We start from the raw sequence: 22,001 nt of genomic DNA, 5'->3' as shown, positions 1-22,001 counted from the left end.
CGTCCAGGGCCACCCGGTGGCATCACGGTGCCGTGAAGCATGCCGCGCCGTGGTGGCCCGCGCTTGCAGGTGCCGGTCGACACCCGCCTGGTCCTCACCCGGGGCACCCCACCGCGAGCTGGAGGGTTGCCGGCCAGCAAGCCGGGGCTCGATGCTGGCGCTCATGACCTGCGCCCAGTCTGCCAGATCGGTGCGAGCGGGTCATCCCGTTCGGTCACAGTGTGACCGCGGCCCCGCCGGAGTGTGATCTGCGCAACTTTTCAAGTGAGGGTAACCTAAGCGATCTCCGCCACGGGGAAGTGGGACGATATGGGCATGATGCGCCTTGATCACGTCTCGTACGCCGTCGGCCCCGAAGAGGGCCTCCCCGCCGCGGTGGCCCGGATCGCCGATGCCCTGGGCATCGAGCGAGTCAAGGGCGGGGTCCACCCCCGCTTCGGCACCCGCAACGCCATCTTCCCGTTGCGCAAGCACCAGTACCTGGAGGTCGTCGAGGTACTCGACCACCCCTCCTCCGGCAAGGCCCCGTTCGGACAGGCCGTGCGCGCCCGCTCCGAGATGGGCGGCGGCTGGATGGGCTGGTGCGTGGCCGTGGACGACCTGGCCCCGTTCGAGGAACGGCTCGAGCGCCAGTCCGTTCCGGGCAACCGCAAGTTCCCGGACGGCCGCGAGCTGACCTGGCGCCAGATCGGCATCAAGGGCCTCATCGCCGACCCGCAGGTGCCCTACCTGCTGCGCTGGGATGACGGCATGGAGGAGCTGCACCCCTCCCGCGCCGCGGAGCCGCAGGCGGAGCTGTCCTCCATCACGATCGCCGGATCGCGGGACCGGGTGCGGGGCTGGCTGGGACTGGACGACCCCGAGCAGAGGGTCGAGGACCTCAACGTCATCTACGAGTCCCCCTCCGGCACGCCCGGCATCCTCGAGGTCACCTTCGAGACCCCCAAGGGCACCGTCACCCTCTGACGCGCCCCGCGGCCCCCGCCCCCTCCCGGCCCCCGGCCCGGTGGGCGGGGGCCTTCGCGTCCAGGACGCCCGCCGGTCCCGCGTGGAGCCGACCGGAACAGGCGGCGCGGGCCGGGCTCAGGTGCCGAACAGCCCCAGCCGGGCCAGGGCCGGGTAGGCCACGAACCCGGTCACGTCCAGCAGCAGGTGGGCCACGACCAGGGGCATCACGCGCCGGTAGCGCACGTACAGCGCACCGAACACCAATCCCATGAGCAGGTTCCCCACTCCCGGCCCGATCCCCTGGTACAGGTGATAGGCCCCGCGCAGGACCGCGCATCCCACCACCACGGTCGTGGCGTTCAGGGGGACGACGGCGCCGCTCGCCCAGGTGCGCAGCCCACCGGGCTCGCCGGGCCGGGCCGGGTCCAGCCCGGACCTCAGTTGCTGCAGGTAGCCGAGCCGGTCGAAGAGCCAGGCCACCACGATGACCTCCTCCAGCAGCGCGTGCCGCAGCGCGGAGAGCACCAGGACCGGGGTGGTCCACCAGTACTCGTCCAGCGCGCTGCCCACGATGGCCGTGGTTACCCCGGCCGCCCGCCCGGCCGCGTAGACCGCCAGGGTCCCCAGGCCGATCGCCACGAACAGGGCCCCGCCCCAGGCCAGGTCGGCCCCCGGACGACGGGCGTCCAGGCCGAAGGTCCGGAACGGATTGCGGCCGCGGATCACCAGCAGGTGGAACACCAGCAGTACCGGCACCAGGGCGAAGACGATGTCCAGCAGCTGGTACGTGAGGTCCCAGTACTGCCGGTCCGCCAGCGGCGGGTTCAGCGTGGTGGTCTGCCCGGACAGCGGGCCCCGGCTCATCTTCTCCAGCAGGTTGACGATCGCGTAGACGGCCGACTGGCCCAGGGACAGCCCGAGCACGATCGCGATCTCCCAGCGGACCGTGCCGGCCGAGGGCGGGGTGATGGCCGAGGGGCGCAGGCGGTCGGTCGGCCGGGAGGCTGCGGGGGTGCTCACCGCACCAGTGTAGGAAGGGCCGCCGAGGGACACCCGCAGCGACCGGCGGATCGCGGCCCCGGGCCCGGTTACCGTGGATCCATGGCCTCCCCACCCACCGCAGCCGACCTCGCGCTCGCCCGTGCCGCCTCCGCGCGTCCGCTGGTCAGCGCCTCCCCCGCGGCGGCGGACCGGCTGGCCACGGCGGACTGGTCCGCGGGCACCGTGGAGGAGGGCGGGCAATTCCACCGTGTGCTGGTGCTGCCCGGTGTGGGGGCGGTGAGGATGGCCCGGAACGCGGTGGCCGCCGGGCGGCTGCCGGCGAACGTCGCGCTCGTGCAGGCCCTGACGAGCACGGCCCAGCTCCCCGTCGCCCTGCCCGTGCCCCTCACCGAGGTGGTCACCGGTGCGGACGGGACGGCCGCCGTGGTGCAGGAGTACCTGCCCGGCCGGGCGCATCCCCCGCACGAGGGCGACCCGGTGGTGCTGCGCGGACTGTGCGAGGCGCTGGCGGCCGTGGACACCGCCGCCCTGGAACCGCACCTGGGCCCGCCGTTCGCCTACCGCGGGCCGTGGACGGCCGAACGCGTGCGGACGGTGCGCCAGCTGCCGGCGCGCCTGCGGGAGACCTACGGCGGGCAATTGTGGGACGGCGAGTGGGCCGCCGACCATCCGGCGGTGACCGCGGCGGCCTTCCCGGAGACCGCCGGGGACCTGCTGGCCACCCTGACCGCGTGGACGCAGGACCCGGTGGTGGCCCCGTCCCTCGTGCACGGGGACCTGGCCGGGCACAACATGCGCTGGAAGCGTTCCGGCGGGGACCGGGTCCTGACCGGGATCCTCGACTGGGACCTGGCCAGCGCCTGGGACCCCGCACTGAACCCGGCCTACCTCTCGTTGTGGCACGGGGAGGAGAAGCTGGAGTCGATCGCCCGCGACCCGGCGGAGGCATGGCGGGCCCGGGTCTGGCTCGGCTGGACGGCCCTGGAGACCCTGGCGGACGCCGCCGGCCGCGAGGACCCGTCCACCGGAGCCGGCCCGGCGAACTGGCCCAGGCTGCTGCGCAAGGTGCTGCCGCGGATCGGCCGGGCCGTCGCGGCGCTGACGGCCGGTGTCCGGTGAGGGGCCGGCGTCACTCGCCGTGGCCCCGGGTGCCCGTCGCGACGCTGACCGCCGCGCTGGAGGCCGGTGGGAAGCAGCTCGACGCGGGCCAGCGCGAGACCGTGCGGTTGCTCTGCTCCCGGCACGCCCACGGGGTCTACCTGCACGGCGGGGTGGGCCGCGGCAAGACGTGGATCAGCGGCCGGTTCTTCGACGCGGCCGAGGTGCCCAAGATCCGGATGCACATGCACGCCCTGCTGGGCCAGGTCACCCAGTCGGTGACCGGCGCCCCGGCCGGACGACCGGTCAGCGTCGACGGCGCCGTGCGGCGCCTGCTGGGGGACGCCCGGCTGGTGTACATCGACGAGTTCCACGTCCACGACGTCGGCGACGCCCACCTGCTGCGCCGGGTGCTGCCCGCCCTGCTGGACCTCGAGGCCGGGGTGCTGCTGACGTCCAACTACCCGCCCGCGGACCTGCTGCCGGATCCCCTGTTCCACCATCACCTCGAACCGGTCATCGGGCTGATCCAGGAGCGTCTCACCGTGCGGCAGGTCCCCGACGGCGTCGACTACCGGCCGTTGACCCGGGGCGCCGACCGCGGGTTCGCGGCCGGGACGTGGACGGCCGTCGGCGCGGGGCAGGACGGGACCGGGCTGACCGGTGCCGGGCTGACCGGTGGCGCGACGAACGGTCCCGGGGCGAACGGTCCCGGGCCCGTGACGGGGGCGAGCGTGCCGGTGGGGGCCGGCGGTACCCGGCGGCTGCGGGTGACCGCCGCGGATCCCGCCGCCGGAGTCCTCACCGCCACGTTCGCGCAGTTGTGCGAGCACCCGGTCTCCGTGCACGACTACCTCGGGCTGGCGCGGCAGTACGAGCACTGGAGACTGCTGGGCGTCCCGGCCCCGGAGGACATCGACGACCAGTCGTTCCAGCGGTTCGCGTTCCTCGTGGACGTGCTCGTGGACGCGGACCTGCGCCTGGACGTCACCGCGGCCCTGCCCCTGGATGACTGGGCCGGGCCGGGGCGCCTCCCGCGCGACGCCGACCGGTTCCTCAGCCGGCTGAGCCTGCTGCGGGACTGAGACCCGTCCGCGGGCCCGACTGCCGCAGGTACCCCCAGCCGATCGCGTGCAGGACGTCCTCCGGGGGCTGGGTGGCGAAGAGGGTCGCCAGGGCCAGGGACCACCCCGCGGCCCGGCGCCAGAGGTCGTCGTCCGGGACCCGGCCCGCCTCGTAGCGGGCCTGGAACGCGGCGGCCCCGGCGGGCGTGAAGTGGGTCAGCGCGATCCCCAGGTCCGAGGCGGGATCCCCGGCGCAGAGGTCACCGAAATCGACCAGGACCGGCTCCGGTGGGCCCGGCAGGGCGCCGGCGGCAGCCTCCGCCAGCACCGTGTTGTCCGGGTGGGGGTCCCCGTGCAGCCAGACCGGCGGGCCCGTGTGGTCCCCGGCCGCCAGGGCCTGCCGCCAGGCCGTGTCCACCGCGCGGACCAGGGCCGCGGGGCAGCGCGGACGCAGCGCCCGCCAGCGCGCCTCGAAGCGATCGGCGGTCGCGGCCAGCGGCACGCCGCGGAAGGGATTGGCCGGGGCATCCGGCGGGGCCGGGACGTGCAGGCGTCGCAGCCACCCCGCGAGGGCGGCGGCGTAGACGTCCCGGGTCCCGGCCGGGCGGCGCGCCGCCGGGGTTCCCGCCACCCACGGCACCACGGCCCACCGGTAGGGGTACCCGGCCCCGGGGGCGCCGGTGCGCTCGGGCCGCGGGAGCCTCAGCCCGGTCTGCGCGGCGACGCGCGGCAGCCAGGCGGCCTCCCGGTCGAGGAGGGCCTGGCCGGCGTCGTGCCGGGGCAGGCGGACGGCGAGGTCCTCCCCCAGCCGGACCATCGTGTTGTCCCAGCCGCGGACCACGCCGCCGCCCGGGGCCGGATCCACGTCCCCGCCGATCGGCAGCGCCGCCAGGTCCGGGTGCTGGGACGCCAGCAGGGCGCGGACGAGTCCGGCCGTGACGTCCGGTTCGCCGGACCGGCGGTGACGCGGCATCTTCCGGCCTCTCCTGGAGACGACGGGAGGTCGAGGGCTGACGCGAACCGGCCCGTCTCCGGGCCCGCGGGTCAGCCGTCGACCTCCCGATCGTGGCGTGGGGTGTCCGGGGGGTTACTCCGTGACGCCCAGCTGCTCCATGACGATCTCCCGCACGCGCCCGGCGTCGGCCTGGCCGCGGGTGGCCTTCATGACCGGGCCGATGAGCGCGCCGATGGCCTGCAGCTTGCCGCCCCTGATCTTCTCCACCACGCCCGGGTTCTGCGCGATGGCGTCCTGCACCGCGGTGGTGAGGGCGCCGTCGTCGGAGACGACCGCGAGCGAGCGGGCCTCGACGATGGCCCGCGGGGAGCCCTCGCCGGCGGCCACGAGGCCCAGGACCTGCTTGGCGATCTTGTCGTTGATCGTCTTCTCCGCGATCAGCGCCTCGACCTCCACGACGTCGGCCGGGGAGACCCCGAGCTCGGGGATGTCCTTGCCCTCCACGTTGGCCAGGCGAGCGATCTCGCCCATCCACCACTTGCGGGCCGCGGCGGCGGTGGACCCGGCCGCGATCGTGTCCGCGATCTCGTCCAGCACGCCGGCGTTGACGACGTCCCGGAACTCCTCGTCCGAGAAGCCCCAGTCGGCCTTCAGGCGCTTGCGGCGCTCAGCGGGCGGCTCGGGCAACTGGGCGCGCAGCTCCTCGATCCACTCCGGCGTGGTCACGATCGGCACCAGGTCCGGCTCCGGGAAGTACCGGTAGTCGTCCGCGTCCGACTTCGGCCGGCCCGAGGTGGTGGTCCGGGTGTCCTCGTGCCAGTGCCGGGTCTCCTGCACGATCGAGCCGCCGGCCTTGAGGATGGCCGCCTGGCGCTGGATCTCGTAGGTCACGGCGTGGGCGACGGCGCGCGTGGAGTTCACGTTCTTCGTCTCGGTACGGGTGCCGAAGGCCGCGGTGCCCTTGGGCATCAGCGAGACGTTGGCGTCGCAGCGCACGTTGCCGCGTTCCATCCGCGCGTCCGAGATGCCCAGGTTCTTCACGATGTCCCGGACGGCCGTGACGTAGGCGCGGGCCAGTTCCGGCGCCCGCTCCCCCACACCGGCGATCGGCTTGGTGACGATCTCGATCAGCGGCACGCCGGCGCGGTTGTAGTCCACGAGCGAGTGCGCCGCGTCCTGGATGCGGCCGGAGGCGCCGCCGACGTGCGTGAGCTTGCCGGCGTCCTCCTCCATGTGGGCGCGCTCGATCTCCACGCGGAAGACCGTCCCGTCCTCCAGCTCGACGTCCAGCCAGCCGTCATGGGCGATCGGGTCGTCGTACTGGGAGGTCTGGAAGTTCTTCGGGGTGTCCGGGTAGAAGTAGTTCTTCCGGGCGAAGCCGCACGTCTCGGCGATCTGGCAGTTCAGGGCCAGCCCGAGCTTGATGGCGTACTCCACGGCCTTGCCGTTGACCACCGGCAGCACGCCGGGCAGCCCCAGGTCGACCTCGGTGACGTTGGTGTTGGGCACGTCCCCGAAGGCGTTGGCGGCGGAGGAGAACATCTTGGTCCTGGTGTTCAGCTCCACGTGGACCTCGAAGCCCAGGACCGGGTCGAACTCGGCCATCGCCTCGTCGAACGTGAGCACCTCGTCGGTGACGGCGGTCATCGGTTCTCTCCTCCTGCGGTGCGGTCAGCGGTCCCGACGCCGGCCGGCTGGGTGCTGCGGGTGTCGTCCAGGTCCGGCGCCTGGGTCCAGAGCTGTGCGCCCCAGGCCTGTTCCAGGCGGCTCTCCAGGGCCGCAGCGGCCCGGTACATCACGGCGTCGCCGCGGACCGGGGCGAGGAACTGCACGCCGACGGGCAGGCCCTCGGCCAGTCCGCCGGGCACGGAGATGCCGGGGATGCCGGCCAGGTTCGCCGGGATGGTGGCGACGTCGTTGAGGTACATCGCCAGCGGGTCGTCGATCTTCTCGCCCAGGCCGAACGCGGTGGTCGGGGAGGTCGGGGAGATGAGCACGTCGACCTTCGAGAAGGCCTCGTCGAAGTCCCGCTGCACGAGCGTGCGGATCTTCTGCGCGGAGCCGTAGTAGGCGTCGTAGTACCCGGCCGAGAGGGCATAGGTGCCCAGGATGATGCGGCGCTTGACCTCCTCGCCGAAACCGGCCGCGCGGGTGGCGCCCATGACCTGCTCGATCGTGCCGCCCTCGTCGGGGACGACCCGGTTGCCGTACCGGACGCCGTCGAACTTGGCCAGGTTGGAGGAGGCCTCCGACGGCATGATCAGGTAGTAGGCGCCCAGGGCGTACTTCAGGTGCGGGCAGGAGACCTCGACGACCTCGGCACCGGCGTCCTGCAGGATCGTCACGGCCTCGCGGAAGCGCTCGAGGACACCCTCCTGGTAGCCCTCACCCCTGAGCTCGGAGACGATGCCGATCCGCAGGCCCGTCACGTCGTGCTGCCGCGCCGCGGTGAGCAGTCCCTCGAGGGGCTCGGTCAGCGAGGTGGAGTCCTTCGCGTCATGGCCCCCGAGCAGTTCCTGCAGGGCGGCGGCGTCCTGCACCGTCCGGGCCACGGGGCCGATCTGGTCCAGGGAGGAGGCCATCGCGATCACGCCGTAACGGGAGACCCCGCCGTAGGTGGGCTTGGCGCCCACGGTGCCGGTGACGGCACCCGGCTGGCGGATGGAGCCCCCGGTGTCCGAGCCGAGCGCCAGCGGGGCCATGAACGCGGCCACGGCCGCGGCCGAACCGCCGCCGGAACCGCCGGGGATCCGGTCCAGGTCCCAGGGGTTGCGGGTGTTGCCGAACGCGGAGTGCTCGGTCGAACCGCCCATGGCGAACTCGTCCAGGTTGGTCTTGCCCAGGATGGGCAGCCGGGCCCGGCGCAGCTTCGTCACCACGGTGGCGTCATAGGGGCTCATCCAGCCCTCGAGCATCCTCGAGCCGGCGGTCGTCGGCTGGCCGATGGTGACGATGTTGTCCTTCACGGCCACCGGCACGCCGGCCAGCGGGTGCAGGGCCTCGGCCTCGGCGCCGCCGGCGGCGCGGATCGCGTCCACCTCGGCCGCCACGGCGAGCGCCTCCTCCGGGTTGACGTGCAGGAAGGCGTGGATGCCGCGTTCCCCGCCGTCCACGGCGGCGATCCGGTCCAGGTGGGCCTGGGTCAGTTCCACGGAGGTGATCTCCCCCGTCCGCAGCTTCTCGGCCATCTGGAGGGCGGTCAGGCGGATCAGTTCAGTCGACTCGGTCGTTGCGTTCATGCGTGTCACTCCCCCTCGAGGATCGCGGGCACCCGGAACTGGCCGTCCTCGGCCTCCGGGGCCATGGCCAGGGCCTGCTCCTGGGAGAGCATCTCCCCCGGCTCGTCCTCCCGGAACACGTTGGTCAGGGGGATCGGGTGGGACGTCGGCGGCACGTCGTCCCCGGCGACCTCGCTGACGGCGGCGACGGCATCCATGATGACGGCGAGTTCACCGGACATCTTGTCCAGCTCCTGCTCGTCCATCCGGATGTGGGCCAGTCGCGCCAGGTGGGCGACGTCCTCACGGGTGATGGCGGACATGGGTCTCCTGTGGTCTTCCGCGGATGGTGTGGTTCGGTGGACCAGTCTAGTCCCGGAGCAGTGCGGGCCGGGCCCGGCTCACACCGGCCGGCGGAACACCCAGTAGAGCTGGTCGGTGCCGTCCGTGGGCTCCTGGCCGATGTCCGACAGGCGCCAGTCCCGCTCCGGGACCCGGACGAAACCCTCCGACTCGTACAGCCTGTGGGCCGAGGTCATGGTCTCCATGGTGGTGAGCACCACCGCCTCGATGCCCTCCAGCTGCTGCGCGCGGTCGATCGCGGCACGGACCAGGGCCCGGGCCACGCCGCGGCGCTGGACGGCGGGGTCCACGGCCAGCATCCGGAACTCGAGCTCCCCGTCCTTGGCGGTCTCGGACATCGGCATGCCCGGCAGCGTCAGCACCACCGAACCGGCCACGCCGCTCCGCGCGTCCCGGCCCTCACCGACCACGACCTCACCCACGAGCACGCGCGCCTGGCCGGCACGGCCGGCGACGTCCTGCAGGTGCTCGATGTAGTCGTCCTCGGGGTGGACGTGCCCGCCGTCCACGTAGGACGCCACCGTCAGGTGGGCGATCGCGGCGTGGTCCTCCTCGCGCGCGTCGCGGACGGTCACCCCGTCCACGCGGGACGTCAGCGGAGGCCGGTCGTCCTCGTGGAGTCCGGGATGCGTGTGGTCAACGATCGGTCCGTGGTCGTCATGGGGCACGCCGAAATCCTACTCGCGGGCGGTGTGCGGGGCGAGCACGTCGACGCTCGCCCCCCGGCGCACGACGGTGGACCCGCAAGTCCGCCCGCCGGCACCACCCGTCCGCCGCCGTGGGCGAGTGCGGCTAGGCGTTCAGCGCGCGCTGCTTGATCAGCTCGTACTCCTCCGGCGTGAGGCTGCCGGCGTCGAGCAGCGTCCTGGCCTTGGCGATCTCGTCGCTGGCACTCGTCACCCCGGCCGCGGACCGGATGTACGCGGCCTCGGCCTCCTGCCGGACGGCGGCACGCTTCTGGTTCCGCGTCGCCATGCCGCTACCCCGCACGATCAGGTACACGAGGAGCGAGATGACCGGGAAGAACACCAGCACGATCACCCACACGGCCTTGAGCCAGCCGTTGAGCTCCTTGTCCCTGAACAGGTCGGAGAAGACGGAGAACAGGGCGAACAGGAACGCGATGAATACGTAGCACCAGAACATGAACCAGAAGAAATCCCAGAAACTCTCCCAGAAGTCCATTGTCACTCCTTCGTGTCTAAACCATCGATGGATGGTGTGTGCCGCCGGCCGAGCGCCTCAGCAGTTGAGTTCGCTCCGGAGGTTGTCCATGGCGGTCTCGACGTCGTTCGCCTCGTTGCGGAGGGAGTCGACGGCGTCCGGGACCTTGGTGTCATCGTCGATCTCGTCGACCGCGTCACGGAACCCGTCGACGTTGGTGTCCAGTTCCTCGAGGCGGTCCTCGGCCACGTCACCGGACTCCTTCAACAGGTCCTCGTAGGAGTCGGCGAGCTGGTTCCGTGCGGTCCGGAGCTCGTCCACGGTGGCCTCGGGCGTGAGGCTGGATCTCACCTCCTGGAGTGCCGTGCCGAACGCGTCCGCGGCCTCGCAGGCCTGCGAGACGTTCTCCTGCGGGGTGGGGCTGGAACAACCGGCCAGGCCGATCATCATCATGGAGGTTCCCAGGGCCATGGCTGCGGCGGTGGAACCGGGACGTCTGCTGTTCACGGTGGTCTCCTCTCCAGGAGTCGATCATGGCCGGGGGCCGACCGTGGGCCGGGATTCACCGCGGCTCCGCGAACGGGCCACCGACCTCCTATGGCCTGAAGTATCCGCCGGTGGCCGCCGCGCTGCCTCACCCGCAGGTGATGAACCTGGTCCCGGCCCGGCCCGTCAATCACCCCCGGCGGGTGGTCCGTGGAGCGCGGCGCCGTGGTTCGATGTCCTTTCGGAGAGTGATGATCATGTGCCGTTGGCTCGCGTACTCCGGTTCACCGGTGAACCTCGAGGACCTGCTGTTCAGGCCCGTGCGCTCCCTGGTCATGCAGAGCAAGCACTCGAGGCTGGGTGCCGAGGAGATGAACGGCGACGGCTTCGGGGTCGGCTGGTACTCCAGGGGTCCCCGCCCGGGGCTCTTCCACAGCACGCACCCCGCCTGGAACGACAGGAACCTGCGCGAGCTCTCGGCGCTGGCCTGGTCGGAACGCGTCTTCGCGCACATCCGGGCGTCGACGGGCAGCGCGGTCCAGGAGACGAACTGCCACCCCTTCCGTCACGAGCGCTGGCTGTGGATGCACAACGGGATGATCAGCGACTTCCCCCGGGTGAAGCGTGACCTCGCCGTGGCCGTGGCGCCGGAGTTCTTCCCGCTCATCGAGGGGTCCACCGACTCGGAGCTGTTCTTCTACCTCGCGCTCACGTTCGGCCTCGAGGACGATCCCGCACCGGCGGTCGCCACCGCCGTGGGATTCATCGAGGAGACCGGTCGACGGCACGGCATCGAGCACCCGGTGCAGATGACCGTGGCGACCACGGACGGCGACACGACCTGGGCCTTCCGCTACTCCACCGAGGGCCGGTCGAGGTCCCTGTTCTACAGCAGGGACGTCTCGGCGCTCCGCGCCCTGCATCCGGAGAACCCTCAACTGCAGCGGCTCTCCCCGGACGCACGCCTGGTGGTGTCCGAACCCCTGGGTGATCTCGAGGGGGCCTGGCAGGAGGTTCCGGAATCGACGTTCCTGGCCGTGCGCGGCGGCGGGATCGAGCTCGCACCCTTCACACCCGTCGCGGCGTAGCGGGCGGGACAGGACGGCGGCCGTCCTAGACGAGTCCGCGTGCCATGGCGATCCGGATGGCGGACCGGCGGTTCGTCGCACCGAGCTTGCGGTAGATGGACTGCTGGTGCGTCTTGAGGGTGTTCACCGAGATGAAGAGTGAGTCGGCGATCTCCGCGGCCGTGAGCATCGTCCGCAAGTAGGAGAGGACCTCCCGTTCCCTCTCGGAGAGCGTCCAGGAGTCGCGCTGTCGGCGCCGCACGGGATCGGGCGGTTGGTGGGCGAGCGCCGAGGCGATGAAGGCATCGTGGGCGGTGCCCCACGCCGCGTGCTGGACCAGCAGCCGGAGCAGGTCCGCGCGATGCTCGACGAAGGGCCGCAGGACCGACTGGGGTTCCGCGCAGGCGACGGCGTACTCCAGCCGGTCATGGGCGACCGTGGCCTCTCCCGCGGCGTCCGCGATCAGGACCTCGGTCACGGCGGCGCTGGCCCGGACATAGGGTGGGTTCTCCTCCTCCCCCAGGGCCTCCACGCAGTCGAGGGCGGCCTCGGGTTCCCCCGCCCTGCGCAGGACCTCGGCCATCAGGGCGCCGGCCAGGGGCGAGACACCGCCCCTGGCCAGGGGGCGGGCGATGGCCCCGGCGCCCCTCAGGTCGCCCGCCGCCTCACGCAGCTTCGCGGCGGCGACCCGGGCCAGCGTGGACCAGGCGGAGTCGTGGCGCTCCTGCGCGTCGAAGGCCCGCAGCGCCAGGTCCGCTGCCGTGATCCGGGCAGGGTCCCCCGTGGCGCAGGCGACGAGGACCCGGTACACCATGCCCAGCGAGTCGGCCGGGAAGGGACCGCTGCCCGCCGCGTCCGCCTGCGCGAGGTCGCGGTCGGCGCGCGCCAGGTCGTCCTGCCAGTAGGCCCTGAGTCCGCTGGCCAGCCACACCGGGGCGAGGCATCGACCGCGGGCCGGGGAGGACGCGCCGGGGCGGCCGACCACCGCCGTGCCCTGCTCCTCGGCCGCCGTGAAGTCACCCCGGACGGACAGGGCCAGGGCGAGTTCTGCCCCGGCGCACTGTTCGATCGTGGTGAATCCGTTGGCGCGGCCGGCCGCGGCCGCCGCCCGCAGCAGGTCGGTCGCCGCCCTCCCGGGGCGGAACGAGCGGGTCTCGGCCCGGCCCACGAGGAAGAGGGCGTCGGTCAGCGTGGCTGCCGGATGTCGCGTGGCCAGGTCGACGAGCCGGTACCCCTCGCGGGCCGCCGCCTCACGATCGCCACTGCCCAGGACGAAGAGCTCGAACAGCTCACGGTTGACGGTGAAGCGGCGCCGGCGCGCCGTGCCCAGGCCCGTCAGGCCAGAGGACGCCCGGCGTGCCAGCTCGGCGGCGTAGGGCTGGTCACCCTCGGTCGCGCGGCAGGCGGACCGGACCAGGAGCACCTCGGGGTCCTCGCTCCAGGGGAACGGCAACCGGAGGCACAGGTCCTCCAGGGATGCCGCTCCCTCGGTCATCAGCACCTCGAGCCAGTGCTCGCCGATGGACCTCATCGCCGTCCTGGGATCGTCGCCGAGCAGGGCCTCCGAGACGCAGGTGCGCACGTCCACGTCCTGGTAGTGCCGCGCCGCGATGCCGTGGAGTGTGCGGGCGAGCCGGGGGTCGCGATGGGACAGGATGGTGCGGCAGGCCGCGGCGAACAGCGGCTGCCAGCGGTACCTGGACCCGGGGAGGCCGCAGGGGTCCTCCTCCAGGAAGAACCCCTGCCCCAGGCACTCCTCCAGCAGCCGCGCCCCCTCGGTGTCTCCACCCAGCTCGATGGCCAGCGGACGGTCGATCGTGTCCCGTGCCGTGGCCCGCAGGACGAAGTCCGCCAGGGGCGCGGGACAACCGGCCAGGACCTCCTCGGCGACATAGTCCAGGAAGGCCCGGCGTGGTTCCGGCGAGAAGGCATCGGCCGGGGACGCCCCCGCCGGGTCGAGCGCCAGGCCCTGGGACAGGGCCACCGGCCAGCCGCCCGTCGCCCTCCACAGCGCCGGGGCCTCCACCGGGCCGTCGAAGCCGAGCATCGACAGCAGCTCACCGGTCTCTGCCAGCGTGAAGGCGAGGTCACCCGGCCCGATGTCGGCGACCTCGCCGCGGAGCCTCGCGGCCGCGAGCGGCAGGGCCGGAGCGCCGCGTGCGGACAGGACCAGGTGCAGCCCGGCCGGCCTGGACTCGAGCAGGCTCCCCACCAGGCCGCCGTCGAGGCCCGGACCGGCCAGGTGCAGGTCGTCGATGACGAGGGCCAGGGGTTCGGTGAGCGCCTCCAGGGCCCGGATGACGCTCTCGTGGTCCTCGCGGGGACTGCGTCCTGGTCGCGGGTCCAGGCCCAGTACCGCACCTCGGGCCGGGCCGCCCAGTCCTGCCGCCACGTCCTGCAGCGCCACGACGATCCCGCGGTAGAGGTCCGCGGGACCCGCATGGGCCCGGCCGACGCTCAGCCAGGCACAGGCCTCATCGCCATTGCGCGACCAGTCGGCCAGCAGGGTCGTCTTCCCGTATCCGGCGGGGGCGGAGACCACCGTGGTCCGGCCGGACCGGACCCCGCCCGAGACGGCCTCCTCCAGGCGGCGCCGCCGCAGGGTGCCGAGACGGGCCTCCGGCGCCCCGGTCCTGGTGCGTCCCTCGGAGCCGGTGGCGGCCGGCGCGGGCCGCGACGGCGCCGGGTCCGGTACGCCCTGTCGTGACGGCACCGTCGTCGCGGAGGTGGGCGGGCCAGCCCTCATCATGCAGTCCTTCCCGGAATCACCCGGTGGCCACCTGTGTTGTCCCGCTCGGTGTCCGAGGGCGCCGGTCTGCCGGCGAGGTCCCGGCACGCGGGTCCCCCGCTCCACCGCATGACCGGGCGATTCCCTGTCGTCCAGTGACCGCCTCCGGGCACACTGTACGACCGGCCCGCCCCGGGGCGGATCACCCGGACCGGATGAATTCCCGGCCGTGCTGCTAGCCGCTCACGGCCTTCTGTTTGATCAGTGTGTACTCCTCCTCGGTGATGGTGCCGTCGTCGAGCAGGGCGCGCGCCTTGGTGATCTCATCCGTGAGGCTGACTCCGGCCACCGACCGGATGTAGGACGCCTGCGCGTCCTGACGGGCGGCGGCCTCCCGCTGGTTCCGGGCCGCCATGCCGTCACCGCGGGCGATCAGGTAGACCAGGATCGAGATGAAGGGAATGAACACCAGCACGATCAGCCACACCGCCTTGAGCCAGCCGTTCAGCGCCCGGTCCTTGAAGATGTCGGAGATGATCGCGAAGAGCACGTAGAAGAACGCCACGAAGGCGTAGAGCCAGAACAGGAACCAGAAGAACTCCCAGAAACTCTCCCAGAAATCCATGATCACTCCTTAGTGAGGCAACGGCCGATCCCCTCCCCGGTGCCTCGAAGTATCCACCCGGGTGCACCCCGGAGCGTCACCCGGGCGGGGTGAAAGACCGGCCGGTCCCCCCGTGGCGCGGGGAGACTGGTCACGGGGCGGGCGGTGTCCGTCCCGGCAGGCTCAGGCGCGAGTGGAGGTTTCGCGGTCATGGGAAAGAAGAAGTCCACCGCCGGACACGGCGGGTCCACGGGTGATCCGGGCGGGGCACCGGTCATGAAACGGAAGGAATTCGCCGAGCTGGTCAAGCCGTTGCACGCCGAGCTGGTGGCCGTCCAGGAGTGGACCAAGTCCACCGGCGCCAAGATCGTCATCGTCTTCGAGGGCCGGGACACGGCCGGCAAGGGCGGAGTGATCAAGACGATCACCGAACGGGTCAGTCCCCGCGTGTTCCGGGTGGTGGCGCTGCCGACGCCCACGCCGCGCGAACGGTCGCAGATGTACATCCAGCGGTACGTACCGCACCTGCCCGCCGGCGGGGAGATCGTCATCTTCGACCGGAGCTGGTACAACCGGGCCGGGGTGGAACGGGTGATGGGGTTCTGCACCGAGGAGGAGGCGAAGAACTTCCTCCGGGTCGTCCCGGACGTCGAACGGGCCATGGTGGAATCCGGGATCCTGCTGCTGAAGTACTGGCTGGAGGTCACGGACGAGCAGCAGACCCTGCGGTTGCAGAGCCGGATCGACGACCCGCGCAAGTACTGGAAGCTCTCGGACATGGACCTGGAGTCCTACAGCCGCTGGTTCGACTACTCGCGGGCCCGGGACGACATGTTCCGCAGCACCGACACCGCCTGGGCGCCCTGGTACATCGCCGACACCAACGACAAGAAGCGGGGGCGGCTCAACATCATCACGCACATCCTGGACCAGATCCCCTACGAACCGCTCGAGAAGCCGGACGTCACGCTGCCCAGGCGTCAGGACCGGGGGGACTACACGGAACCGCAGCGGCTCCCCCGCGAGGTGCCCGCAGCCTACTGACCGCCGCGTCCGTGGACGTCACGGATCCGGCACACCCGTTCAATCGGCGCGGTCGCGGGCCGCGCCGGACGCCGCGCAAGACCAGGGGACCATGCCATGGCAATCCACGAGACCACGTCCGGGCCGGCCGCCACCGCGTCCTGGCACGCGCAGGAGCCCGCTGCCGTGGTCGCCCTGCTCGACTCGGACGAGCAGTCCGGGCTCACCACGTCGGAGGCCGGAGAGCGGTTGGCGCGGTACGGGCCCAACGCGATCGCCTCCGAACGGCCCCCCTCGCGCTGGGCGGTGGCACTGCGGCTGCTGCGCGACCCCATGAACCTGATGCTCGTCGGCGTCATCGTGGTCAGCCTGGTCATCGACCAGGTGCCGGTCGGGATCGTCGTGGCCGTGCTGGTGGTCCTCAACCTCGTCCTGGGCACCCAGCAGGAGCTCAAGGCCCGGGCCAGCGTCGACGCCCTGGCCAAGATGCAGATCCCGCAGGCGCGCGTCGTCCGGGACGGTTCGCTGAGCCAGCTCGACGCCACGCAGCTGGTGCCGGGGGACGTCGTGAACCTCGAGGCCGGGGACCTGGTGCCCGCCGACGGACGGCTGCTGCGGTCGGCCACGCTGGAGACCCAGGAGGCCGCACTGACCGGTGAGAGCGCCCCGATCGCCAAGGACGCCCAGGCCCTCACGGACGCCGACGTGCCCCTGGGTGACCGGACCAGCATGGTCTTCCAGAACACGGCCGTCACGCGCGGGACGGCCGTGATGGTGGTGACCGAGACCGGCATGCAGACCGAGATGGGCAAGATCGCCTCGATGCTCTCGTCCGTGGACCCGGGCAAGTCACCCCTCCAGCGCGAGCTGGACGGACTCACCAAGGTCATCGGCATCGTCGCCTGGTCCGCGGTGGCCGTGATCGTCATCATCGGAGTGCTCCGCGGCCAGCCCCTCGCGGCTGTCCTGCTGGTCGGCATGTCCATGGCCATCGCCGCGATCCCGACGGGCATGCCGACCTTCGTGCAGGCCATGCTGGCCTACGGAGCCAACCAGCTGGCCGAGCACAAGGCCGTGGTCAAGAACCTCAGCGACGTCGAGACGCTGGGGGCCACCAGCGCGATCAATTCGGACAAGACCGGCACCCTGACCATGAACCAGATGATGGTGCGGCAACTGTACCTGCGCGGCAGGTGGTACAGCGTGCAGGGCGACGGTTACGCCAAGACCGGCGCCATCCGCCAGGTCGCCGGCGAGCCTGCGCCCGACTTCACCCGGCTCTCCTACGGCCTGTGCCTGAACAGCGACGCGACCGTCTCCGACGCCGGCGAGGTCATCGGCGACCCGACGGAGGCCGCGCTGGTGGTCCTGGCGGCGAAGATGGGCGTCGACGCCGAGACGACACGCCGCGCCTACCCGCGGCTCGCCGAGGTCCCCTTCGACTCCGCGTACAAGTTCATGGCGACCTTCCACACCCTGCCGTTCGAGGACGGCCCGCACTTCGTCGAGTTCGTCAAGGGCGGCCCCGACGTGGTCCTGGCCCGGTGCGCAAAGGCGATGCTGCCGGACGGGGAGGTGGACATCGGCAGCGTGCGCGAGGAGATCCTGGAGGCCAACGAGTCCCTCTCCCAGCAGGGACTGCGGGTCCTGGCCTTCGCCGGCCGGATCCTGGACGGCCGGGAGGCGGAGGTGGGTGCGGATCCGATGCGGTTCGTCGAGGAGCTGACCTTCGTCGGCATGGTCGGCATCATCGACCCCCTGCGTGCGGAGGCGGCCGAGGCCGTGCGCCTGGCACACCGGGCGGGGATCGACGTCCGCATGATCACCGGTGACCACGCCATCACCGCCGCCGCCATCGGGGCCGAGCTCGAGCTGGGCCCTGGGGCGGTCAGTGGCGCCGAGATCCAGGCCATGACCGACGAGGACCTCGCCCGCGCGCTGCCCCGGCTCCACGTCTTCGGACGGGTGACCCCGCAGGACAAGCTGCGGCTCGCCCGGCTCATGCAGCAGGGCGGGGACGTCGTGGCCATGACCGGGGACGCCGTGAACGATGCCGCCGCGCTCAAGCAGGCCGACGTCGGCGTGGCCATGGGATCCGGCAGCGAGGTGACCAAGCAGGCCAGCAACATGATCCTCACGGACGACAACTTCGGCACGCTGGTGTCCGCCATCCGGCTGGGCCGCAGCATCTACGACAAGATCGTGTCCTTCGTCCGCTACCAGATGTCGGCGCTGTTCGCCCTGGTGCTGCTGTTCCTGACCGCCAGCGTCTTCGACATCAACCACGGCGTCGCGCTGATGCCGACGATGATCCTGTTCATCAACTTCTTCGTGACCATCTTCCCGGTGATCGTCATCATGACCGACCCGCCGGCCCCCGACCTGATGGACAGGCCACCCCGGGACACCACCCAGCCGATCACCAACCGCGGGGCCGTCACGCAGTGGCTGGTCTACGGGGTCCTGGGATTCGCGGTGACGCTGGCGGCCCTGCTGCTGGCTCCCGGGCCCATGAGCCCCACCGCACCGAGCGTGCCGCTGACGATGGCCTTCGTGGTGCTCTCGTTCAGTTCGATCTTCGGCAGCCTGGCCAAGCGACGCGATCCCGAGTCGGGTCTCAGGGCCCCGATCCTCGGTGCCCTGAAGATCCTCTCCATCCCCGTGCTCACCACGGTGGCCGCCGTCGAACTGGGATTCCTGCAGAACCTGCTGCTGACGACGTCGCTGAGCGGCGGCCAGTGGCTCGCCTGCCTCGGCTTGGGGCTGGTCGTCCCCCTCGTCGTCGAACTGGACAAGGCCATCCGTCGCCACCGGGCGGCCGGGAGGGAGCCCGCGCGTGCGGTCACCGAGGTGGTCGGCGGCCGGGCCGCCGAACGCCCCGCCCCCCGGCCCGTCTAGCTCCCGGGCAGCAGGGCCTCGACGGCGTCGGCCCAGGCCCGCCGGTCGGCGGCGTCCCCGGTCCCGCCTCCCGCGTCCGGGTCCAGCACGCCGGCCACCGTCCAGTCCGGGTGGTCGGTGCCGTCGGCGTGCGCGGGCCGGCGCACCGGGACCCCGGCCTCCTCGGCGATCAGGGCACCGGCGGACCAGTCATGCTCCTGGATGCCGAACTCGGCGTAGGCGTCCAGGGTGCCGTCGGCCACCATGCACAGGTCCAGGGCGGCCGAGCCGATCCGCCGCACGTCCCCGAAGTGCGCCAGGATGGCCGCGAGCGCGCGCAGCTGGAAGTCGCGGCGCGCCCCGGCGTAACCGAAGCCGCTGGCCAGCAGCCGGCCGGACCGGCCCAGCACCGGGCCGTGGAGGCGGACCGGTTCGCCCGAGGTCCCGGTGACGGCGTCGTCCACGGTGGAGAACGCGCCCTGGCCCGCGGCCGCGTACCAGCTGCGGCCCAGGGCGGGGGCGACGACGGCACCGGCCAGCCAGCGCACCCCCTCGTCCCCGTCCTCACCCGGGCCCTCGACGGCCACCGAGGTGCAGAACTGCGGGATCGCGCGGATGAAGTTCGTGGTCCCGTCCAGTGGGTCGATGGACCACCGGTATCCCGAGGGGGTGGCCGGCTCGGTGTGCCCGTACTCCTCCCCCGAGATCGCGTCGTTCGGGCGGTAGGCGGTGATGACCTCGCGGACGGCCTGTTCGGCCCGGCGGTCGTAGTCGGTGACCCAGTCCGAACCGGAGCTCTTGGTGTCCGCGCCCAGGTCCTGGCGCGTGGCCGGCGTCGGGCTCAGGGGCCGCTCGGCCAGTACGGCCGCTCCCGCCCGGGCCGCGGCCCGGGCCACGGCCAGCAGTCCGCGGCTCATCGCTGCTCCTCGTTGTCGGTCATGGTGTCCTCTCCATCGGTGTCGGGGTCCTCGTGGGCGCCGGTGTCTCGCACGGCCGCCGGTCCCTCGGCCAGCAGCCGGACGAAGCCGGCCTCGTCCAGGACCGGCACCTTCAGGGACTCGGCCTTGTCCAGCTTCGAGCCGGCGTTCTCACCGGCCACGAGGAAGTCGGTCTTCTTGGACACCGAACCGGAGGCCTTGCCGCCGCGGATGATGATGGCCTCCTTGGCGGAGTCACGGCTGAATTCCTCCAGCGACCCGGTGACCACCACGGTCAGGCCCTCCAGCGTGCGCGGGGTGTCCTCGTCCTGTTCGTCCTCCATCACGACGCCGGCATCGTGCCAGCGCTCGACGATTCCCGTATGCCAGTCCTCGCCGAACCACTCGATGACGGCCTCGGCGATGATGGGGCCGACCCCGTCGACGTCGGCCAGGCGCTGCTGGGCGGCGGCGCGGGCCTCCTCGGGGCTCAGTCCCTCGGGAACCGTGGTGGCCAGGTCCGCCAGCGCCCGCAGGGAGCCGAAGGCGGTGGCCAGGGACCGGGCCGCCGTGGGGCCGACGTGCCGGATGGACAGGGCCACCAGGACGCGCCAGAGCGGCTGGGCCTTGGCCTTCTCGAGCTCGTCGAAGAGCTTGAGGGTGTTCGCGGTGGGTTCCGAGGGTTTCTTCGCGGTGCCCTGGGTCCAGAAGTAGGGCTTCAGCTCCCACTGGCCGGAGGGGACCATCCTGCCGTCCACGCGCCGGCGCTTCTCCCGCCAGACCCGCACCTCGCCCAGCCGGCGGCGCAGTTCGTCCCGGAGGTCGTCGTCGTGGGGGTGGACCAGGTCGAAGAGCTGGGCGTCGGAGGTGAGGACGCCGGGTCCCTCGGGACGGACACGGCCCCCGTTCCCGGCGGGATCCGGGCCGGGACCGTTGGTCAGCCAGAGCGCGGCCTCCTCGCCCAGCGCCTCGATGTCGAAGGCACCGCGGGAGGCGGCGTGCTCGATGCGGCCGGTGAGCTGGGCGGGGCAGGTGCGCGCGTTGGGGCAGCGCAGGTCCACGTCGCCCTCCTTGGCCGGGGCCAGGGTGGTGCCGCACGACGGGCACTCGGTGGGCATCACGAACTCGCGCAGTCCGGCCTCCGGGCCGGTGCCGAGCTCCTTGCCCTCGCGCAGGGGCAGGACGGGCCCGACGATCTCCGGGATGACGTCCCCGGCCTTGCGCAGCACCACCGTGTCCCCGATGAGCACGTTCTTGGCCCTCACCACGTCCTGGTTGTGCAGGGTGGCCATGGACACGGTGGATCCGGCGACGACCACCGGCTCCATCAGCGCGTAGGGGGTGACACGGCCGGTGCGGCCCACATTGACCCGGATGTCCAGCAACCGGGTGTGGACCTCCTCCGGGGGGTACTTGTAGGCGGCGGCCCAGCGCGGCACGCGTGAGGTGTGGCCCAGGGCCCGCTGCAGGGCGAAGGAGTCCACCTTGATGACGATCCCGTCGATCTCGTGGACCAGGTCGTGGCGCTTCTGGCCGTGTTCCTCGATGAAGGCCAGGATCCCGCCGTCGGGACTCCCGTCCTCACCGTCCAGTCCCTCCACGATCCGCGTGTAGGGACTGGTGGGCAGGCCCCAGCCGGCGAGCAGCTCGTAGGTGGCGTGCTGGGAGCCGGCCTCCAGGCCGGAGTGGGCGCCGATGCCGTGGACGAACATGCTCAGCGGACGCTTGGCGGTCTCCGCGGGGTCCTTCTGGCGCAGGGACCCGGCCGCGGAGTTGCGCGGGTTGGCGAACGGGGCCAGGCCTGCCTCGGCCCGCTGCTGGTTGAAGGCCCGGAAGGCGGAGGTGGGCATGAAGATCTCCCCGCGCACCTCCATCTCGGCCGGCCAGCCGGACCCGGACAGCTGCTGCGGGATGTCCTTGATGGTCATCACGTTGTGGGTGACGTCCTCACCCGTGGTGCCGTCACCCCGGGTGGCGGCACGGACCAGCCGGCCGTCCCGGTAGAGCAGGTTCACGGCCAGTCCGTCGATCTTGACCTCGACGAGCCAGCGCGCAGTGGTGCCCGGGGCGATGGCCTCGATCGAGGCCGAGGTCTTCGCGTACCAGGACCGCAGCTCCTCGATGGAGAACAGGTCGTCGAGGGAGTACATCCGGGCCAGGTGGGTGACCGGGGCGAAGGCGGTGGACACCTCGCCGCCGACCTCCTGGGTCGGCGAGTCGTTGGAGACGATCTCGGGGTGCAGGGCCTCGAGGTCCTCGAGGCTGCGGTAGAGCGCGTCGTACTCGGCGTCCGAGACCAGTGGGGCGTCGTTCTGGTAGTACGCCACGCGGTGCCGGCGGACCTCGTCCACGAGGTGCTCGTACTTCTCCCGCAGGGCCTCCGTGGGGATGTCCCCGGCCTCGGGCTGGACGGAGGCGTCGACCTCGGGATCTCGGTCCATCTGCTGCGTGCTCACCGCTCCAGCCTAGGACGCCTCCCCGTCATCC

General features: G+C 72.1%; 18 protein-coding genes and 1 riboswitch. Of the genes, 6 read left to right on the top strand and 12 right to left on the bottom strand.

Features of this window, described 5'->3' with window-relative positions; all coding sequences use genetic code 11:
- Positions 1 to 54: 54 nt before the first annotated feature.
- Positions 55 to 169, bottom strand: a riboswitch (SAM riboswitch).
- Positions 170 to 309: 140 nt separating this feature from the next.
- On the top strand, positions 310 to 966 hold the full coding sequence (locus tag GGQ69_RS02290) for a VOC family protein (RefSeq protein WP_183524081.1): 657 nt from the start codon (positions 310 to 312) through the stop codon (positions 964 to 966).
- Between the two features lie 117 nt (positions 967 to 1,083).
- Here GGQ69_RS02290 and GGQ69_RS02285 read toward each other — a convergent pair whose 3' ends face one another.
- Positions 1,084 to 1,968, bottom strand: a complete 885-nt coding sequence (locus GGQ69_RS02285) for a CPBP family intramembrane glutamic endopeptidase (protein ID WP_298045875.1) — start codon at positions 1,966 to 1,968, stop codon at positions 1,084 to 1,086.
- Between the two features lie 81 nt (positions 1,969 to 2,049).
- On the opposite strand from GGQ69_RS02285, the gene GGQ69_RS02280 reads away from it, so the two are divergent.
- Positions 2,050 to 3,069, top strand: a complete 1,020-nt coding sequence (locus GGQ69_RS02280; protein ID WP_183524078.1) for an aminoglycoside phosphotransferase family protein — start codon at positions 2,050 to 2,052, stop codon at positions 3,067 to 3,069.
- 29 nt (positions 3,070 to 3,098) lie between these two features.
- Positions 3,099 to 4,133, top strand: a complete 1,035-nt coding sequence (gene zapE, locus GGQ69_RS02275; RefSeq protein WP_183524075.1) for an AFG1/ZapE family ATPase — start codon at positions 3,099 to 3,101, stop codon at positions 4,131 to 4,133.
- Here the strand turns inward: zapE and GGQ69_RS02270 are convergent.
- The 7 genes from GGQ69_RS02270 to GGQ69_RS02240 form a co-directional block, all read right to left on the bottom strand.
- Positions 4,105 to 5,085 carry a phosphotransferase gene (locus GGQ69_RS02270; RefSeq protein ID WP_183524072.1) on the bottom strand — a complete coding sequence of 327 codons (981 nt, stop codon included), beginning with the start codon at positions 5,083 to 5,085 and terminating at the stop codon, positions 4,105 to 4,107. The genes zapE and GGQ69_RS02270 overlap by 29 nt on opposite strands.
- 114 nt (positions 5,086 to 5,199) lie before the next feature.
- Complete coding sequence (gene gatB / locus GGQ69_RS02265) at positions 5,200 to 6,714, bottom strand: Asp-tRNA(Asn)/Glu-tRNA(Gln) amidotransferase subunit GatB (RefSeq protein WP_183524069.1); 1,515 nt, start codon at positions 6,712 to 6,714, stop codon at positions 5,200 to 5,202.
- On the bottom strand, positions 6,711 to 8,306 hold the full coding sequence (gatA, locus tag GGQ69_RS02260) for an Asp-tRNA(Asn)/Glu-tRNA(Gln) amidotransferase subunit GatA (protein ID WP_183524066.1): 1,596 nt from the start codon (positions 8,304 to 8,306) through the stop codon (positions 6,711 to 6,713). Before gatA ends, gatB begins: the two co-directional genes overlap by 4 nt.
- A 5-nt stretch (positions 8,307 to 8,311) precedes the next feature.
- Positions 8,312 to 8,608, bottom strand: a complete 297-nt coding sequence (gatC, locus tag GGQ69_RS02255; RefSeq protein ID WP_010142843.1) for an Asp-tRNA(Asn)/Glu-tRNA(Gln) amidotransferase subunit GatC — start codon at positions 8,606 to 8,608, stop codon at positions 8,312 to 8,314.
- Between the two features lie 78 nt (positions 8,609 to 8,686).
- A complete protein-coding gene (locus GGQ69_RS02250; protein WP_298045882.1) occupies positions 8,687 to 9,316 on the bottom strand; it encodes an N-acetyltransferase in 630 nt (209 codons plus the stop codon).
- Positions 9,317 to 9,440: 124 nt separating this feature from the next.
- Positions 9,441 to 9,833, bottom strand: coding sequence for an SHOCT domain-containing protein (locus GGQ69_RS02245; protein ID WP_183524063.1), 393 nt, complete (start codon positions 9,831 to 9,833; stop codon positions 9,441 to 9,443).
- A gap of 57 nt (positions 9,834 to 9,890) precedes the next feature.
- On the bottom strand, positions 9,891 to 10,319 hold the full coding sequence (locus GGQ69_RS02240; RefSeq protein ID WP_183524060.1) for a hypothetical protein: 429 nt from the start codon (positions 10,317 to 10,319) through the stop codon (positions 9,891 to 9,893).
- 236 nt (positions 10,320 to 10,555) lie between these two features.
- Here GGQ69_RS02240 and GGQ69_RS02235 point away from each other — a divergent pair, with 236 nt between their 5' ends.
- Positions 10,556 to 11,386, top strand: coding sequence for a class II glutamine amidotransferase (locus GGQ69_RS02235; RefSeq protein WP_183528196.1), 831 nt, complete (start codon positions 10,556 to 10,558; stop codon positions 11,384 to 11,386).
- A 25-nt stretch (positions 11,387 to 11,411) separates the two neighbouring features.
- Here the strand turns inward: GGQ69_RS02235 and GGQ69_RS02230 are convergent, their stop codons facing one another.
- Together GGQ69_RS02230 and GGQ69_RS02225 are read right to left on the bottom strand one after the other, a co-directional pair.
- Positions 11,412 to 14,114: a LuxR C-terminal-related transcriptional regulator gene (locus GGQ69_RS02230; RefSeq protein ID WP_183524057.1), complete on the bottom strand. Its 2,703-nt coding sequence runs from the start codon at positions 14,112 to 14,114 to the stop codon at positions 11,412 to 11,414.
- 214 nt (positions 14,115 to 14,328) lie between these two features.
- On the bottom strand, positions 14,329 to 14,718 hold the full coding sequence (locus tag GGQ69_RS02225; RefSeq protein ID WP_183524054.1) for an SHOCT domain-containing protein: 390 nt from the start codon (positions 14,716 to 14,718) through the stop codon (positions 14,329 to 14,331).
- A gap of 189 nt (positions 14,719 to 14,907) precedes the next feature.
- Here GGQ69_RS02225 and ppk2 point away from each other — a divergent pair, with 189 nt between their 5' ends.
- Both ppk2 and GGQ69_RS02215 read left to right on the top strand, forming a co-directional pair.
- Positions 14,908 to 15,741, top strand: a complete 834-nt coding sequence (ppk2, locus tag GGQ69_RS02220; protein ID WP_183524051.1) for a polyphosphate kinase 2 — start codon at positions 14,908 to 14,910, stop codon at positions 15,739 to 15,741.
- Positions 15,742 to 15,837: 96 nt separating this feature from the next.
- Complete coding sequence (locus GGQ69_RS02215; protein WP_183524048.1) at positions 15,838 to 18,618, top strand: cation-translocating P-type ATPase; 2,781 nt, start codon at positions 15,838 to 15,840, stop codon at positions 18,616 to 18,618.
- On the opposite strand, the gene GGQ69_RS02210 is transcribed toward GGQ69_RS02215, so the two are convergent.
- Both GGQ69_RS02210 and ligA read right to left on the bottom strand, forming a co-directional pair.
- A complete protein-coding gene (locus GGQ69_RS02210) occupies positions 18,615 to 19,514 on the bottom strand; it encodes an inositol monophosphatase family protein (protein ID WP_183524045.1) in 900 nt (299 codons plus the stop codon). The two genes, GGQ69_RS02215 and GGQ69_RS02210, sit on opposite strands and share 4 nt — an antisense overlap.
- The gene (gene ligA / locus GGQ69_RS02205; protein WP_183528194.1) at positions 19,511 to 21,955 is read right to left on the bottom strand and encodes an NAD-dependent DNA ligase LigA; all 2,445 of its coding nucleotides are present in this window, start codon (positions 21,953 to 21,955) and stop codon (positions 19,511 to 19,513) included. The genes GGQ69_RS02210 and ligA overlap by 4 nt, the downstream gene beginning before the upstream one ends.
- Positions 21,956 to 22,001 lie beyond the last annotated feature (46 nt).

Source organism: Micrococcus sp. TA1 (genome assembly GCF_014199555.1).
Classification (GTDB): Bacteria; Actinomycetota; Actinomycetes; order Actinomycetales; family Micrococcaceae; genus Citricoccus.
This window is presented reverse-complemented; position numbering and strand designations above follow the sequence as displayed.

Excerpts from the sequence above, each read along its gene's own strand:
- GGQ69_RS02245 (WP_183524063.1), bottom strand. The coding sequence starts at position 9,833 with ATGGACTTCTGGGAGAGTTTCTGGGATTTCTTCTGGTTCATGTTCTGG.
- GGQ69_RS02210 (WP_183524045.1), bottom strand. The coding sequence starts at position 19,514 with ATGAGCCGCGGACTGCTGGCCGTGGCCCGGGCCGCGGCCCGGGCGGGA.
- GGQ69_RS02280 (WP_183524078.1), top strand. The coding sequence starts at position 2,050 with ATGGCCTCCCCACCCACCGCAGCCGACCTCGCGCTCGCCCGTGCCGCC.
- GGQ69_RS02290 (WP_183524081.1), top strand. The coding sequence starts at position 310 with ATGGGCATGATGCGCCTTGATCACGTCTCGTACGCCGTCGGCCCCGAA.
- GGQ69_RS02235 (WP_183528196.1), top strand. The coding sequence starts at position 10,556 with ATGTGCCGTTGGCTCGCGTACTCCGGTTCACCGGTGAACCTCGAGGAC.
- gatB (WP_183524069.1), bottom strand. The coding sequence starts at position 6,714 with ATGACCGCCGTCACCGACGAGGTGCTCACGTTCGACGAGGCGATGGCC.
- GGQ69_RS02225 (WP_183524054.1), bottom strand. The coding sequence starts at position 14,718 with ATGGATTTCTGGGAGAGTTTCTGGGAGTTCTTCTGGTTCCTGTTCTGG.
- gatC (WP_010142843.1), bottom strand. The coding sequence starts at position 8,608 with ATGTCCGCCATCACCCGTGAGGACGTCGCCCACCTGGCGCGACTGGCC.
- GGQ69_RS02270 (WP_183524072.1), bottom strand. The coding sequence starts at position 5,085 with ATGCCGCGTCACCGCCGGTCCGGCGAACCGGACGTCACGGCCGGACTC.
- GGQ69_RS02230 (WP_183524057.1), bottom strand. The coding sequence starts at position 14,114 with ATGATGAGGGCTGGCCCGCCCACCTCCGCGACGACGGTGCCGTCACGA.
- ligA (WP_183528194.1), bottom strand. The coding sequence starts at position 21,955 with ATGGACCGAGATCCCGAGGTCGACGCCTCCGTCCAGCCCGAGGCCGGG.
- GGQ69_RS02215 (WP_183524048.1), top strand. The coding sequence starts at position 15,838 with ATGGCAATCCACGAGACCACGTCCGGGCCGGCCGCCACCGCGTCCTGG.
- gatA (WP_183524066.1), bottom strand. The coding sequence starts at position 8,306 with ATGAACGCAACGACCGAGTCGACTGAACTGATCCGCCTGACCGCCCTC.
- ppk2 (WP_183524051.1), top strand. The coding sequence starts at position 14,908 with ATGGGAAAGAAGAAGTCCACCGCCGGACACGGCGGGTCCACGGGTGAT.